Annotated in this window: 8 protein-coding genes; all 8 read left to right on the top strand. The window is 46.6% G+C overall.

The features are described from left to right. Nucleotides 1–17 precede the first annotated feature (17 nt). The 8 genes from FDP09_RS01980 to FDP09_RS01945 all read left to right on the top strand — a co-directional run bounded on the left by FDP09_RS01980 (nt 18) and on the right by FDP09_RS01945 (nt 15,663). A complete protein-coding gene (locus FDP09_RS01980; protein ID WP_137401053.1) occupies nt 18–2,987 on the top strand; it encodes a SusC/RagA family TonB-linked outer membrane protein in 2,970 nt (989 codons plus the stop codon). A gap of 23 nt (nt 2,988–3,010) precedes the next feature. Next, nucleotides 3,011–4,684, top strand: a complete 1,674-nt coding sequence (locus tag FDP09_RS01975; RefSeq protein WP_187328771.1) for a RagB/SusD family nutrient uptake outer membrane protein — start codon at nt 3,011–3,013, stop codon at nt 4,682–4,684. Between the two features lie 114 nt (nt 4,685–4,798). Continuing rightward, a complete protein-coding gene (locus FDP09_RS01970; RefSeq protein WP_137401051.1) occupies nt 4,799–5,611 on the top strand; it encodes a 3-keto-disaccharide hydrolase in 813 nt (270 codons plus the stop codon). A 152-nt stretch (nt 5,612–5,763) separates the two neighbouring features. Continuing rightward, the gene (locus tag FDP09_RS01965; protein ID WP_137401050.1) at nt 5,764–6,996 is read left to right on the top strand and encodes a DUF2264 domain-containing protein; all 1,233 of its coding nucleotides are present in this window, start codon (nt 5,764–5,766) and stop codon (nt 6,994–6,996) included. A gap of 307 nt (nt 6,997–7,303) precedes the next feature. Further along, on the top strand, nt 7,304–8,617 hold the full coding sequence (locus FDP09_RS01960) for a BNR repeat-containing protein (protein ID WP_137401049.1): 1,314 nt from the start codon (nt 7,304–7,306) through the stop codon (nt 8,615–8,617). 270 nt (nt 8,618–8,887) lie between these two features. Continuing rightward, on the top strand, nt 8,888–10,102 hold the full coding sequence (locus FDP09_RS01955; RefSeq protein WP_137401048.1) for a glycoside hydrolase family 88 protein: 1,215 nt from the start codon (nt 8,888–8,890) through the stop codon (nt 10,100–10,102). A gap of 203 nt (nt 10,103–10,305) precedes the next feature. Continuing rightward, entirely contained in the window at nt 10,306–12,441 is a 2,136-nt protein-coding gene (locus FDP09_RS01950; protein ID WP_137401047.1) for a family 43 glycosylhydrolase, read from the top strand. A gap of 105 nt (nt 12,442–12,546) precedes the next feature. Then, nucleotides 12,547–15,663 (top strand): glycoside hydrolase family 2 TIM barrel-domain containing protein, encoded by a 3,117-nt coding sequence (locus FDP09_RS01945; RefSeq protein ID WP_137401046.1) that lies wholly within the window; start codon nt 12,547–12,549, stop codon nt 15,661–15,663. The last annotated feature ends 93 nt before the right edge of the window (nt 15,664–15,756 follow it).

The following is a 15,756-nucleotide window of genomic DNA, read 5'->3' as shown; positions in this document are numbered from 1 at the left end:
AATTAACCTAAAAAACTATGAAGCACATTTTATTAAAAATGGCAGGCGCATTAATGGTGTTCTGTCTATGTATCAGTTTTTCATTTGCCCAATCCAGTGGCAAAACGGTGATGGGAGTCGTTACCAATGAGGAGACAGGGGAGCCCATCCCAGGGGCTACGGTATTGGAAAAGGGGACTTCCAATGGAACAGCAACAGACCTTGACGGGAATTTTACGTTGAACCTTACGACAGAAGCCCCCGTTTTGACGGTGTCTTTTATCGGTTACAGTAGTAAAGACGTACCTGTAGGAAACGCTTCCGAATTGGACATTAGTCTTGGCGAGGACATGGGCCAGCTGGAAGAAGTGGTAGTCGTCGGATATGGTACCCAAAAGCGTTCCGATATTACCGGTTCGGTGGCTTCAGTGCCAAAAGAACGTCTGAGCAACCTGCCCGTGACAGACCTTACCCAAGCGATACAAGGAACGACCGCTGGGCTTACCGTAAATCAAGGATCTTCTGTTCCCGGTAGCACAGGAGGGATGCAGATCAGGGGGGTAAACTCCATCAATGCCAATACCAGTCCATTTATTGTGGTGGATGGCTCGCCATTCTTTGGGGCAATCAATGATCTGAATGCCAGTGATATTGAGTCCATTGAGATTTTGAAGGATGCCTCAGCAGTAGCTATTTACGGAACCAGGGGTGCCAATGGCGTAATCTTGGTGACCACCAAAAGAGGTAACCAAACCGATGGCACTCCGAAGATCAACTATAGTGGGTACATAGGCTTTGAAAGTATGTCTCACGTGCTGGAGCCAATGGGGCCAGATGCTTATGTGCAGAAATATGCAGATTACCTCACTGCCAATAACCAGCCACAGACCAATATCCTTCCGAATGCTTCTGAAGTAGAAAACTATGAAGCAGGGATTACCACGGATTGGCTGGATGAAGCCACACAGCCGGGTAGGATCTCAGAGCATAACCTGAGCATTTCTGGAGGTACCGAAAAGATTCAATATTATGTATCCGGTAGCCACCTGAAGCAAAAAGGTGTCGTAAAAGGCTACCAGTACGCAAGAACCAATTTCAGAACCAACATAGACGCCACGATCACCGACTGGCTGAAAGTGGGGACTTCTTCCTTCTTTACCGATAATAACTATGACGGTGGCCGGGTAAATTGGCTGGAAGCCACTGCCATGAGCCCTTACTCGGTACCTTATGACGAAAATGGCGAGTATGTTACTTTCCCCATGAATCCCGAGCAATTGTTCAAAAACCCACTGTTGGGTTTGACTACTGACCGCTTGGACAGAAGAAGGACGCTTTCAGGCTCAGGATATGCAGACATTACCCCTGGATTTGTCGAGGGATTGAAATACCGGTTCAATGCCACCTATGTGTACAACTTCGATCGTTTTGCGGGATACACCGGAAGGCCGATTTATGACCTTAACGGAACAGCTAATGTCTCCAATACGGAAAGAGCCAACTGGGTGGTAGAGAATATCCTGACCTATGCCAAGGATATTGATAAGCACCATTTTGATATTACCGCACTTTATAGTGCACAGAGCGTAGATTATTTCTATTCTAGTGGCCAGTCACAGGGTTTCATCAATGATGCCCTTTCTTATAACGGAATGGAAGCGGGTACTACGCAGTCCACTTGGTCAGACGCCAATAACTACACGCTACTTTCACAGATGGGAAGGTTAAACTATGTTTACGACAGCAGGTACTTGGTGACCGTGACAGCCAGACGGGATGGGTATTCGGCTTTTGGAGCCAATACCAGTAAATACGGCCTTTTTCCTTCCATGGCCTTGGGTTGGAATATTCACAATGAGGAATTTATGAAAGATCATACTGGTTTGGGAGAATTGAAATTGAGGTTCTCTTACGGGCAATCCGGTAACCAAGCGATTGATCCAAATCAGACGGTCTCTACAGCCAATACCGTCCTGCAGCCATTTTCCGGTGCTGCGCAGGTGGGGGTATTGTATAATACATTGGGTAATGCTAACCTTTCTTGGGAAACCACTACTTCTGCTAACTTGGCGGTGGACTTCGGTTTCGTTCAGAATAGGATCCGTGGTACGGTGGAGGTTTATCAAACCAAAACGGAAGATATTTTGCTGAGAAGAAACCTCCCGACCATCACAGGATATAACAGTGTCTGGGCCAATCTTGGTGAAATGCAGAACAAAGGATTTGAGCTGACCTTGAATACCGTGAACATCGAGCGGGGTGATTTTACCTGGGAGACATCATTAAACTTTTCGACCTATAAAAATGAGATCCTCGATTTATATGGAGATGGTAGAGATGATGTTGGTAACCAATGGTTTATCGGACAGCCACTTCGGGTGATTTATGACTATGAAAAAGAAGGTATCTGGCAAGAAGGCGAGGATATTTCCGCTGTCGATCCTGTGTCGCAACCCGGTGACCTGAAGTTTAAAGATCAAAATGGTGATGGTCAGATTACGGCCGAAGACCGTGTGATTTTAGGCCAAAGGGATCCAAAATGGATGGGCGGATTGACCAATACGTTCCGTTATAAAAACTGGAACCTAAGTATCTTTATCCAGACCTCTCAGGGTGGTTTGAAATCCAACAGGGACTTGACCTATGCGGATGAGGCGTGGAGAAGAAATCTTCCTGCAGACTACGGATACTGGACACCTGATAATCCTAGCGACTACTGGCCATCTTTGGCGGCGTATAATCGCTACAGAGGCTATCAGTTTGCAGAGGACTACAGCTATGTACGGCTTAAAGATGTAAGGTTAAGTTATGTGGTGCCACCGTCATTTTTGGACAGGTACAATATCGGTGGTTTGACAATTTATGCGGCAGGCAGAAACCTGGCCACTTGGACCAATTGGTTTGGTTGGGATCCTGAAAATACTCAGGTGTCGCGTGGATCTGATGGTTGGGAAAATAACTATCCCTTGGTCAGAACGATTTCCTTTGGTCTTAACCTAACCCTTTAATTACCCTTGATATGAATATTCCTATGAAAAAACATATAAAACTATTCTTCAGTGGCCTGTGTTTGATGGGCGTTTTGTCCGGATGTGGCGAAGACTTTCTGGACGAAGAAGTATTGGACAGCTATGCGCCAGAGGTGCTGGACGACAAGCTGGGCTTTGAAGCTGCTGTGATTGGATTGCATTACCAGTATGGTACCATGTTTACCACCACTGATGATCAAACCATCCGCGGTGTATGGCAGCTGGGTACGGACATCGCGTGGGCACCTGCAGGACGTTCAAATGGCGATGCAAGGCCGCATTTTGATTATGCCGTGCTGAACTCTCTTGACAACGCGGCGCGTAAGATATGGGGTTCTTACTACAGACTGATCAATAATGCCAATATCCTGATCCAAAGTACTTCTGGAGACCCGGTGGCAGGCGTAACAGCTGAGGAGATGGCTGTATTCAGGGCCGAAGCTAAATTCTTTCGTGCATTGGCTTATCACAATTTGGTCACCCATTTTGGTGATGTACCCTTGTTGACAGAACCATTATCAGCACCCAAGACGGACTTTGTACGGACCACTGTGGCTGAGGTGGATAATGTCGTCTTGGAAGATTTACTGGAGGCAGTAGAATTTCTGCCCCAAATTGGTGATGCTGCAGACGATGGGCGTGCCAATAAGGAAATGGCCCGACAGCTACTGGCGGAAGTGTACCTGAGAAGAGGAGAAGATGCTAACGCAGAAGCACAATGTACTGAGATCATCAATAGCGGCAGGTTGAGCTTGGTGAGGGAGAGGTACGGCGTCCGTTCTAATGATCCTGGTGATGCCTTTTCTGATATGTTCCTTTTTGGAAACCAACGTAGAAGCCAAGGGAATACCGAAGGAATTTGGGTATTGGAGGCAGAAAATCCAGCCGATGTTGTGGGAGGAAGCTCAGGAGCACCTCAGCAGCGAAGGGTTTGGGTAGCTTCTTATCACGATATCCCAGGAATGCATCCATCTGATACCACTGGAGGCAGGGGGATTGCCAGAATGAGACTGAACAATTGGGTGATTTACGACCTCTACGAGGATAACGACATGAGGAATTCTAAGTTTAGCCTTAAGCGGACCTTGTATTTTAACAATCCAGAATCAAGGTATGATGCGATCAGGGGGCAAGAAGTACCTTATGGTGAAGATGCGGAATTTACACTCAGCGATGGTTCTTCTTTGAAGATCTTTGCCGCCGATACCATTTATAAATACGTTCCTTATACCCTTAAATGGGGCCAGTATGATGAGCGGGACAACTTTGGCTGGGGGATGTGGAAGGATTTTATCCTCATGAGATTAGGTGAAACATACCTGCTAAGGGCAGAAGCAAGGATGAAGCAAGGAAACCTGGACGGTGCTGCCGCTGATATCAATGTCCTACGCGATCGGGCCCATGCTGATATGGTGAGTGCATCGGATATTGACTTGGATTTTATTCTTGACGAAAGGGTAAGAGAGTTGTTGGCAGAGGAAAACAGACGGAAAACACTCGTACGTACCGGCACATTGGTGGAGCGGGCCAAAAGGCTCACTGGTGAGGAACCTTTGGTAGATGGAGCCCTGGAGACGACCAATGGGCTGACCGAAGATCATCTTTTGATGCCCATTCCGCAGACGGAGATTGATCTGAACAAAGATGCAGAGCTGACGCAAAACGCCGGCTATTGATAATTTTGGATTTAAATTGGTCGCTTGGGGTAAGTTTTGTAAAATCTCCAAGTGGCCAATTTTTCTGTTAAAAAGCAATGGTTTATTTTAGAGGGGAATAAACGACCGGAATAAATGAAATACAAGATTTTGGCAGTGGCAACTGCCTTTTTATTAAACGGGACCTCTTGCTCTCCCGATAAGGTGACATCCGAAAAAGCAGCAGCGCCGGAATGGCAACCCCTCTTTAATGGCCAGGATCTTGATGGATGGATACCCAAAATCCACCACCACCATACAGGTGAAAATTATCGGAATACCTTTCGGGTGGAGGATGAGGCTATTTTGGTCAGCTATGACGGCTATGATGAGGGATTTGATGAACGCTATGGACATTTGTTTTACAAACAGCCTTTTTCCACTTTTCATTTGAAATGGGAATACCGGTTTACGGAAGAATGGCTGGAAGATGCGCCGAGCTACACCTACAGAAACAGCGGCGTAATGTTCCATTCCCAATCCCCTGAAAGTATTTTGAAAGAGCAGGACTGGCCTATTTCAGTAGAATACCAAATGCTGGCAGAAGCTGAGGCCGGAGTGGAGCGGCCCACAGGGAATATGTGTTCACCGGGTACAGAAGTATATTTTGAAGGCGAGATGGATCCGAGGCACTGTATTAATTCCACCTCAGCGACCTACCCTTGGGACGAATGGGTGAAGGCAGATTTGATTGTTTTCGAAGATTCACTGGTGATCCATATGGTCAACGGCGATACCGTGCTGCGATACACCAAACCACAAATTGGCGGTGAAGTGGCCCATGGGTTTGATCCGGCGGTCAAAGTGGACGGGGAGCTTTTGACAGAAGGCTACATCGGACTCCAGTCGGAAGGCCAAGGAGTGATGTTCAGGCAAATTCAAATCAAAGACCTGTCCGTAGCCGATTAGGATAGGACCAGGTGAAAGAATAAAGATATAAAGAGTAAAGAAAAAAGACCGTAGTACGAAGGCCGAAGAGGGAGATATGAGGAAGATTAGTATGCGCCTGTCTGGCGGTCAAGGCGGGATTCCTTAGAGCCAATAAGCAAAAATTATATTATATGAAAATACTGAAATCAGTCCCAATTGCCCTATGTCTAATTTTTGTAAGCGGGGTGCAAATGGTCTTTTCGCAAGAAACACAGAACGGAAGCGAAAGCAGGGAATATTATGTCAACACTTTGACTAAAATTGCAGATCCTGTTTTGGTAGCATTGAGCGAAAACAAGCTGAAGGCAACCATGCCAGTCGAGAAGACGAAAGACCACTACGGTGGCAGGGAAGAAGTAACCTATTTGGAAGCTTTTGGTCGTTTACTTTCTGGAATGGCACCTTGGCTGGAGCTAGGGCCTGATGAGACTCCGGAAGGTCAGCTGCGAGAGAAGTACATTTTTTTGGCGCGAAAGGCCATCCACAATGCCACTGACCCGGAAGGGCCTGACTTTATGAATTTCACCAAGCATGGGCAGCCTTTGGTGGATGCAGCATTTTTTGCCCAAGGTCTATTAAGGGCGCCGGAGCAATTGTGGGAGCCCCTTTCGGCAGAAACCAAAGCCAATGTTATCGCTGCGTTGAAATCTTCGAGGGTCATTTCCCCATATTATAGCAATTGGCTGCTTTTTACCGGAATGGTCGAAGCGGCTTTGCTGAAATTTGACGGAGAAGCAGATATGGTGCGGTTGGCATATCCCCTGAACAAACACAAGGAATGGTACCTAGGAGATGGTATGTACGGCGATGGTCCGGAATTTCACTGGGATTATTATAACAGCTTTGTGATCCAGCCAATGCTATTGGACATTACCAAAGTACTCAAAGAAAAAGAAGTCAATATGGGAAGGGATTTTGACCTGTTCTTGGAACGGGCGCAGCGCTATGCAGCGATCCAAGAGCGGCTTATCGGTCCGGACGGGACATATCCGATTATTGGCAGGTCCATGGCCTATCGATTTGGTGCTTTCCAATCATTGAGCCAGATAGCCCTGTGGCAGCAGCTGCCAGAAAAGGTGAAGCCTTCACAAGTGAGAGGAGCCTTGGAAGCGGTGATTCGTAAGCACATGGAAGCCGCGGATATGTTTGACGAAGATGGTTGGCTGACACTGGGCTTCTATGGCCATCAGCCGGAGGTGGCAGAGCCTTATATCTCTACAGGGAGCCTTTACCTATGTGCAGAGGTGTTTCTGGTGTTGGGACTTCCTGCAGGTGCACCTTTTTGGTCGGATGCTGAAGAGCCTTGGACGCAAAAGCGTATCTGGAGCGGAGGTGATGCCAAAAGGGATAAAGCAACGAAGTAAGTATTTACCTCAGTTCGATTATAAAATCGTCACTGCGAGGCTTAGAGGGAGATATGAGGGGTGGAAGCCGTGGCAGCTCGCCGCGGCGAGTTGCCACACTCTTTTCCAACCCACATCCTCCTTAAAAGGGTTCGCAATGACGCTTTTAATACAAAAATTAAGTCGAGCTCAGGTTATTTAGATAAAAGAATAAAGAGCCAAGAGCAAAGTACCATCCCAATCTAGAGCTTGGAAGCTGTGGGTAAAGTCCATGGTAATCTTGGAGAATGTTGTATCGGGATAATTTAAGAATTAAATCAGTACCAGCGTGAAAAAAATTGATGTCATTACAGGGCTATTGTTGTTGGGAAGTTTGCTGACAAGTTGCCAAAGTACCAAGCCGCTAGGTGAGGAGGTAGATGCTACGGTGGTGGGCGATGGCTGGGCCAATAATTCCGTGAATGCGGTGGTGTTCAGAAGAAGCTCTTTGACCACCCATGATGACACCCAGTTTACGGCCTATTATGATCCCAGCAGCCATTTGGTGCTGGCAAAGAGAAAGCTGGGCGAGGAGGACTGGGAGGTTCACCAAACTCGCTACACTGGCAACACGGCCGATGCACACAATACCATCAGCATCGCAGTGGACGGTGAGGGTTTCTTGCATGTCAGTTGGGATCACCACAATAATCCATTGAGGTATGCCAAAAGCGTGGCACCGCTCAGTTTAGAACTCGGAGAGAAACAATCCATGACGGGAATGCTGGAGCAGGATGTAACCTATCCCGAGTTTCATAACTTACCCAATGGCGATTTATTGTTTTTATATCGCTCTGGAGAGTCTGGCAGAGGGAATCTCGTCCTTAACCGCTATGATGCCAAGGCCGGTCGTTGGGAGCAATTGCACCAAAACCTGATCGATGGAGAAGGTGAGCGCAATGCCTATTGGCAAGCTTGCGTGGACCAAAATGGTACTGTTCATCTCTCATGGGTATGGCGGGAAACCTATGATGTCAGTACCAACCATGATATGGCTTATGCACGCTCAACGGATGGTGGAGAAACCTGGGGGAAATCTACTGGTGCCGCCTATACCCTGCCCATTAATTTGGAAAGTGCAGAATATGCCTGGAAAATCCCCCAAAACAGCAGCTTGATCAATCAGACTGCCATCACAGCAGACCATCACGGCAACCCTTACATTGCGACCTATTGGAATGATGGTGGACTCACGCAATATCAGATCATCTATCAGGAAGAAGGCGAATGGAAGAAAAGTAGTCCAGGCTTTCGACAGAGCGTATTTATGCTTGGTGGCGGCGGAACCAAACGTATTCCCATCTCACGGCCCCAAGTATTGGTGGATGTAAAAAATGGAAAGAAAGCACTTTACCTGATTTTCAATGATGAAGAACGGGAACATAAGGCGTCTTTAGCCTTTACGCCCGATATTGGAAATGCTGCTTGGGAGGTCGTGGACCTTACCAAGCATGGCCTTGGCCAATGGGAACCTAGCTACGATATCGAACTGTGGAAGGCCCAGCGTAAATTCCACCTGTTTGTCCAAAAAGTAGAGCAAATCGATGGAGAAGGACTGGCAGAGGGCAAGACCAGTCCAGTGAGGATTTTGGAGGTAAAGTAAAAGTCTAGATCAGAGAGCCAAGAAGAAAGAGCAAAGTGTTAAGGGCCAGAACGGTTATGCCGAGGGCTGTGCCCCGGTACGGGATATCATTGAGCTTGCAGCTCACCTAGATGTGTCAGATAGCAATTTTGGAGATAGGAGCCTAAAGAAAAAATCATAAAGAGGGATCCTAAATGGAATAAAGTACCAACATCCAAAGGTATTGAAGCTATCATAACCAATAATGAATAACTGTAAGAAATAAACAATAACCTATTAAACATTAGAAGAATGAAAAAGCGATGGTATTTTCTGGCCTTAGTGGCAGGAATAATGGTAGCAGGGTGCGGAAAGGGTACAGCGGAGAAAGAGTATTCAGCAAAAACAGCTACGGCAAAGGAGGGCTTGGAAAAGCAAATTGGCAGTACGCTGGACCGTGCCGAAGAGCAATACAAGTACATGATGACCCGCTTGCCTGATGGCGAATTCCCAAAGACTTATCATCCTGATACAGATAAGTTTGAAGGCAGTGGGTCAGGCTGGTGGTGCAGTGGATTTTATCCCGGAACCTTATTGTACCTGAATGAATATAAAGAGGATGAGCAGCTGAAAAAAGAAGCATTAAGGGCGCTGGATATGCTGAAAAAAGAGCAGTACAATACCCATACCCATGATTTGGGATTTATGATGTATTGCAGTTTTGGCAATGCCTTTAGATTGGATCCTAAGCCGGAATACAAAGATATCCTGATCCAAAGTGCCAAGTCCCTTTCCAGCCGCTTTAGCGAAAAAGTGGGCGCGATAAAATCTTGGGATTCCAAAAGAAGTGATTTTTTGGTGATAATCGACAATATGATGAATTTGGAATTGTTATTCTGGGCTACTGCTGCCACGGGTGATTCCACTTATTATGACATTGCGATCAAGCATGCGGATACCACGATCAAAAATCATTTTAGAGAAGATAACAGTTCGTATCATGTCATCAACTACGATCCTGAGACAGGAGAAGTGCAACAAAAACGCACCGCTCAGGGATATGCAGACGAGTCAGCATGGGCGAGAGGACAGGCTTGGGGACTTTACGGCTACACGGTGATGTACCGTGTGACCAAGGACAAAAAATACCTCGACCAAGCGGTGGCCATAGCGGACTTTATCCTGACCCATCCCAATCTTCCCGAGGATAAAATCCCATATTGGGACTTTGATGCTCCAAATATCCCGAATGAGTTGAGGGATTCCTCTGCTGGGGCAATTATGGCATCCGCACTTTTGGAGCTATCGCAGTATGTGGATGCAGAAAAGGCAAAAAGCTATTACATGGATGCAGAGATCATGCTTCAAACACTGACCACCGACGAGTACATCGCCGACCAAGGCACCAATGGAGGGTTCCTCCTCAAGCACGGTGTGGGGCACATTCCTGAAAATTCCGAAGTGGACGTGCCATTGACCTATGGGGATTATTATTTGGTAGAGGCGATGCTACGGTATTTGGATTAATGATATAATGATGCAAATACTAGGGAAATCGCTTTTAACCCCATGAAGTAATTTGATTCTGGTAAAAAGAGTCAGGCTGACATCTCTTGACTAATAGTTTAAAAGCGATTTCCCCGTGCCAATACAATAAAGTATAAGTGTTTGTCATACATTTATTATTATTGTAGTGAATACTCATCATATACTCGTAGATAAAAACAACAATGAAATTCCTATCTAACCTATTATTGGCACTTGGTATAGTACTAACCCTAAGCTGTACATCTTCATCTGAAGAGCCGGAGGCCTATTTGTTCGCTTATTTCACGGGCAATGGCCCTGGTCAGGAAGCTGTCCATTTTGCTATTAGCAAAGATGGCTTTGACTACCGTGCTCTGAATGATAACCAGCCGGTGATCAGTGCTGACTCGATAAGCAAAAGGGGCGGTGTCCGTGATCCCCACATCCTTCGCGGGGAAGATGGCAAATTTTACATGGTGCTGACAGATTTATATGTGCCTGAAGATGGCTGGACCAATCAGGGGATGGTGTTTCTGACCTCCGACGATCTGGTACATTGGGAGCATAGTACGGTTTTTATTCCAGCATTATTTCCAGAAAAATTTGGTAACGTAAGCAGGGTATGGGCGCCACAGACCATCTATGATCCCGCAGCAGGCAAATACATGGTGTATTTCTCCATGAAGCAGGGTGATGATCCGGATATCATCTATTATGCTTATGCCAATGAGGACTTTACCAGTCTGGAAACTACACCGCAGCAGCTTTTCTTCCATCCAGAAAACAAATCATGCATTGACGGGGATATAGTAGAGAAAGACGGGAAGTACCATTTGTTTTTCAAGACCGAAGGACATGGCAATGGCATCAAAAAGGCCGTAGCGGATCAATTGACTGGCGCGTATAAGATGGAGGAAAACTACCTGCAGCAGACCAAAGAAGCCGTGGAAGGATCCGGTATATTTAAATTGAACGATAGCGAAAAGTACATCTTGATGTATGATGTGTACATAAAGGGTGGCTATCAATTTACCGAAAGTACCGATTTGGAACACTTTGAAGTGATCGATGATCAGGTAAACATGAATTTCCATCCGCGTCATGGTTCTGTGTTGCCTATCACATTGGAAGAAGCCAAGCGACTGGAAAATGCCTATGGACTGGATGAACAAAACTGGATCACGGGCACGAATGGTGAACAACTGTACGAAAATAATGTAATGGTGAATCAGGAGCAGGGCACGATCTATTTGCCTGCCAAAAAGGACGCCGATCTAGCGTCATTGGATCCTCAGTTTGAGCTTATGGTGGGATATGGTCTTTCACCGTCAGGTGTACAGGACTTTAGCAAGGGAGCCGTTGCCTATACGTTGTCCAAACCTGATGGTTCCCGTCAGGAATTTCAGGTGGAAGCAAGAAAAGACCAAAATCCAGCCTTAAAGGGATATTATGCAGATCCGGAAATTATCTATTCCCACAAGACTGGGAAATTCCATCTCTATCCTACCAGTGATGGCTTCGATTCATGGTCAGGAACCTATTTCAAGTCATTTTCCTCTGCGGATCTGACCGATTGGCAGGATGATGGCGTTATGCTCGACCTGCACAAAGATGTCGATTGGGCCAATCGTAACGCTTGGGCTCCATGTGCGATTGAAAAGGAAATTAATGGGCAATACAAGTATTTCTACTACTTCACCGCGGCGCAAAAAATAGGAGTGGCCGTGGCAGATCATCCTGCTGGGCCCTTTAAGGATTCCGGAAAAGCATTGGTGGATTTCAAACCAGAGGGAACCAATAGAGGGCAGGAGATTGACCCAGATGTATTCCATGACCCAGTAAGTGGGAAAGATTTCTTTTATTGGGGAAATGGCTACTTGGCCGCAGTACCCCTAAATGACGATATGATCAGCTTTGACAAAAGCAAGGTGAAGTTACTGACCCCCGAAGATGGGACTTTCCGCGAAGGCACAGAGGTCTTTTACAGGAATGGGAAATACTATTTTCTATGGTCAGAGAATGATACCCGTGATGAGGATTACCGTGTCCGCTATGCCTTTGCCGATTCACCAATGGGGCCACTGACCATTCCGGAGGATAATATGGTCATCGCCAAAGCCCCAGAAAAAGGTATCTATGGAACAGGGCACAATTCCGTCATCCAAATTCCGGGAAAAGATGAATGGTATATTGTGTATCACCGGTTTACCCGACCTCACGGTATTGCCATGGGCAGGGCTGCCGGCTTTCACCGAGAGGTGTGTATTGATCCTATGACCTTTGATGAGGAAGGAAATATCATTCGTGTGGAGCCTACTGTGGAAGGCATTGGGGGATGAATATAGCTTAAAAAGCAAAAAGCTTTTGAAGGTAAGGTCTTGTTCTGAAGGACCAGGCCATATTCGATCCTACAATTGAACAATAAAACAATTCAACATAAGATAATGCAATTCAAAAAACTATGGACGACTGGTGTCTTGTTAGCTTCCTTGGGAGGCTTCCTTCAGGCACAGTCCCAAAACGAATGGGAAGACCCGACAGTGGTGGACAGAAATAAGGAAGCTGCACGGGCGTATTTTATTACCTATACCTCAGAGAAAAAAGCCAAGCAAGGCAATCAATTCACCAACGAAGCCATGAAAAGTTTGGATGGCTTATGGAAGTTTTCGTTGGTAAAAAGACCACAGGATCGGCCCACTGATTTCTATAAATTAGACTTCCAGGATGACAGCTGGGATGAGATCAGGGTGCCTTCCAACTGGGAATTGGAGGGCTACGATATGCCTGTCTATACCAATGTGTCCTATCCTTTTCCGGCGAATCCACCGCACGTGGACAACCAGTACAATCCAGTCGGGACCTACAGAAGGGAGTTTACGATTCCTTCCAATTGGGACGGACAGGAAGTGGTGTTACATTTCGGGTCCATTTCAGGCTATGCCACCGTTTATGTGAACGGTAAGGAAGTGGGCATGACCAAAGCAGCCAAGACCCCGGCGGAATTTATCATCACGGATTACCTCCAAACGGGAACCAACACCTTGGCGGTGCAGGTGTTTCGGTGGCATGATGGCAGCTATTTGGAAGATCAGGATTTTTGGCGATTGAGTGGAATTGAGCGGAGCGTATTCTTACAGGCTGTTCCTAAATTGACCATATGGGATTTCTTCGTGAAAAGTGGCTTGGACAGTAGGTATAAAAATGGAGAACTAGAGGCCTCGGTGCAGCTGAGGGCTTTTGAGGGCAATGATGTACAGGAGGGGAAATTGTCTTTTGAGCTACTGGATTCTGATGGTGAAGAGGTGTACAGTGAGATTAAAGCAGTCAACAATACTGACCAGGAAGTTACTTTCTCAAAGACGATCAATAACGTAAAAAAGTGGAGTGCCGAGCAGCCAAATCTTTACCGCTATGTGATCAGCCTAATGGATGATCAAGGGAACACCTTGGCAGCAGTAAGTAAGAAAACGGGTTTTCGTGAAGTGGAAATCAAGGATGCTCAACTGATGGTCAACGGCCAGTCGGTTTTGGTAAAAGGCGTGAACCGCCACGAGCATCATGGGGTAAAGGGCCACGTTCCAGATCATGAGGTCATGGTGAAGGATATCCAGTTGATGAAGCAAAACAATATCAATTCCGTACGGATGAGCCACTATCCACATGATCCGGAATTGTATGCCCTCTGCGACGAATATGGCCTTTATGTGGTGGATGAAGCCAATATTGAGACCCATGGAATGGGTGCCGAATGGCAAGGGTGGTTTGACAAGGACCGTCATCCAGCGTACCTTGAAGCGTGGGCTCCAGCCCATTTGGATAGGATTCACCGGTTGGTGGAGCGGGACAAGAACCATCCATCTGTAATCATCTGGTCCATGGGCAATGAATGCGGCAATGGTCCGGTGTTTTACGAAGCGTATAAGTGGATGAAAGATCGTGATGATTCCCGTTTGGTACAGTTTGAGCAGGCAGGGGAAAATGAAGATACCGATATCGTTTGTCCGATGTATCCAAGCATAAAGCATATGCAGGAATATGCCGATGCCACAGATAAGACCCGTCCATTTATCATGTGTGAATATGCCCATTCCATGGGAAATAGTACCGGAAACTTTCAGGAGTATTGGGACATTATCATGGACAGTCCACAGATGCAGGGAGGTTTTATTTGGGACTGGGTGGACCAGGGCTTGCTGGCGAAGGATGACAATGGGAAGGAATTTTGGGCCTATGGTGGTGATCTGGGCGGATATTTCTTCCAAAATGATGAGAATTTCTGCGCCAATGGATTGGTGACAGCGGATAGAAAGGCACATCCAGCCTTGCACGAAGTGAAAAAAGTGTACCAGGATATCCTGTTTGACTATTCTCCCGAACAAGGATTGCAGGTGCAAAACCTGTTTGATTTTACCAATTTGGATCGATTTACATTTAAGTGGGAGTGGGTAGAAGATGGACAAGTGGTGAAGAGTGATGACTTTGAAGTGGATTTGCCAGCGGATGGTGAAAAGCATGTGGGGCTGAACCTGCCGGTACTGGGCGATGCGGAGACTTTCTTAAATGTATATGCCTATACCAAGGAAACGACACCGCTTGTTCCTGCGGGTCATGAGGTGGCCAGGGAACAATTTGCGTTGAATGAAGGGTTTTATTTTGATCACCTTGAGGCAGCTGAAGGCGATCTTCAGGTGGAGAAGACAGATGAATTGTTGAAATTCTCTACAGCCAACGTGGTTGGAGAGTTTGACCTGAAGCGGGGAAATTTCAGAAAATATACCTTGAAGAAAGGAGAGCCTTGGATGATCCGTTCCCTGCCATCACCGTATTTTTGGAGAGCACCGACAGACAATGACTTCGGAAACCACATGCCTTCGCGGTTGGGCGTATGGCGTTCGGCGCATTTGGGGCGGAAAGCCATCGATGTCAATGTAGGAGAAGAAACACGTGAGGGTTTGCCTATTACGGTGCAATACGAATTGACCAATATCAAGGTGCCTTATACCGTGGAATATTTCATCCAGTCTGATGGTTCGGTGAAAGTGACGGCTTCTATGGACCTCGAGGGCAGGGATTTGCCGGAATTGCCGCGTTATGGCATGAAGATGGAGCTTCCCGCTCAATTTGGAAATCTCTCCTACTATGGAAGAGGCCCTTGGGAAAATTACAGCGACCGGAAGCATGCTTCTTTTGTCGGGCAATATGAGGACAAGGTAGAGAACCAATTTTACTGGGACTATGTCCGGCCCCAAGAGTCAGGCAACAAAACTGACGTCAGGTGGCTGGAGCTGAGGAATGAAAAGGGACAAGGAATACAGATCCAGGGAATGCAGCCGTTGAGCTTCAGTGCCCTTGATGTATCTGTGGAGGACCTCGATCCTGGCTTGACCAAAAAGCAGCAGCATCCTACAGATATCAAACCCAAAAATACCGTGTACTTGCACATCGACTGGAAACAGCGAGGCTTGGGCGGAGATACCAGCTGGGGAGCTTACCCGCACAAGCAATACCGACTGGAAGACGATCACTATCAGTATAGCTATGTGATTCGATTGGTGGAGTAGGAATGTCAGTTAATGGTTTTTATCAGACAGTTACAAAGGCAGGTTCGTTGAGACCTGCCTTTGTTGTTTTTTAGTGGAAAGACGCCAGTGAAT

Source organism: Echinicola rosea (assembly GCF_005281475.1).
Taxonomy (GTDB): Bacteria; Bacteroidota; Bacteroidia; order Cytophagales; family Cyclobacteriaceae; genus Echinicola; species Echinicola rosea.
Note: the sequence above shows the minus strand (reverse complement) of the source record. Positions and strands in the feature narration are given on the sequence as shown.

Excerpts from the sequence above, each read along its gene's own strand:
- FDP09_RS01970 (WP_137401051.1), top strand. The coding sequence starts at position 4,799 with ATGAAATACAAGATTTTGGCAGTGGCAACTGCCTTTTTATTAAACGGG.
- FDP09_RS01955 (WP_137401048.1), top strand. The coding sequence starts at position 8,888 with ATGAAAAAGCGATGGTATTTTCTGGCCTTAGTGGCAGGAATAATGGTA.
- FDP09_RS01965 (WP_137401050.1), top strand. The coding sequence starts at position 5,764 with ATGAAAATACTGAAATCAGTCCCAATTGCCCTATGTCTAATTTTTGTA.
- FDP09_RS01950 (WP_137401047.1), top strand. The coding sequence starts at position 10,306 with ATGAAATTCCTATCTAACCTATTATTGGCACTTGGTATAGTACTAACC.
- FDP09_RS01945 (WP_137401046.1), top strand. The coding sequence starts at position 12,547 with ATGCAATTCAAAAAACTATGGACGACTGGTGTCTTGTTAGCTTCCTTG.
- FDP09_RS01975 (WP_187328771.1), top strand. The coding sequence starts at position 3,011 with ATGAAAAAACATATAAAACTATTCTTCAGTGGCCTGTGTTTGATGGGC.
- FDP09_RS01980 (WP_137401053.1), top strand. The coding sequence starts at position 18 with ATGAAGCACATTTTATTAAAAATGGCAGGCGCATTAATGGTGTTCTGT.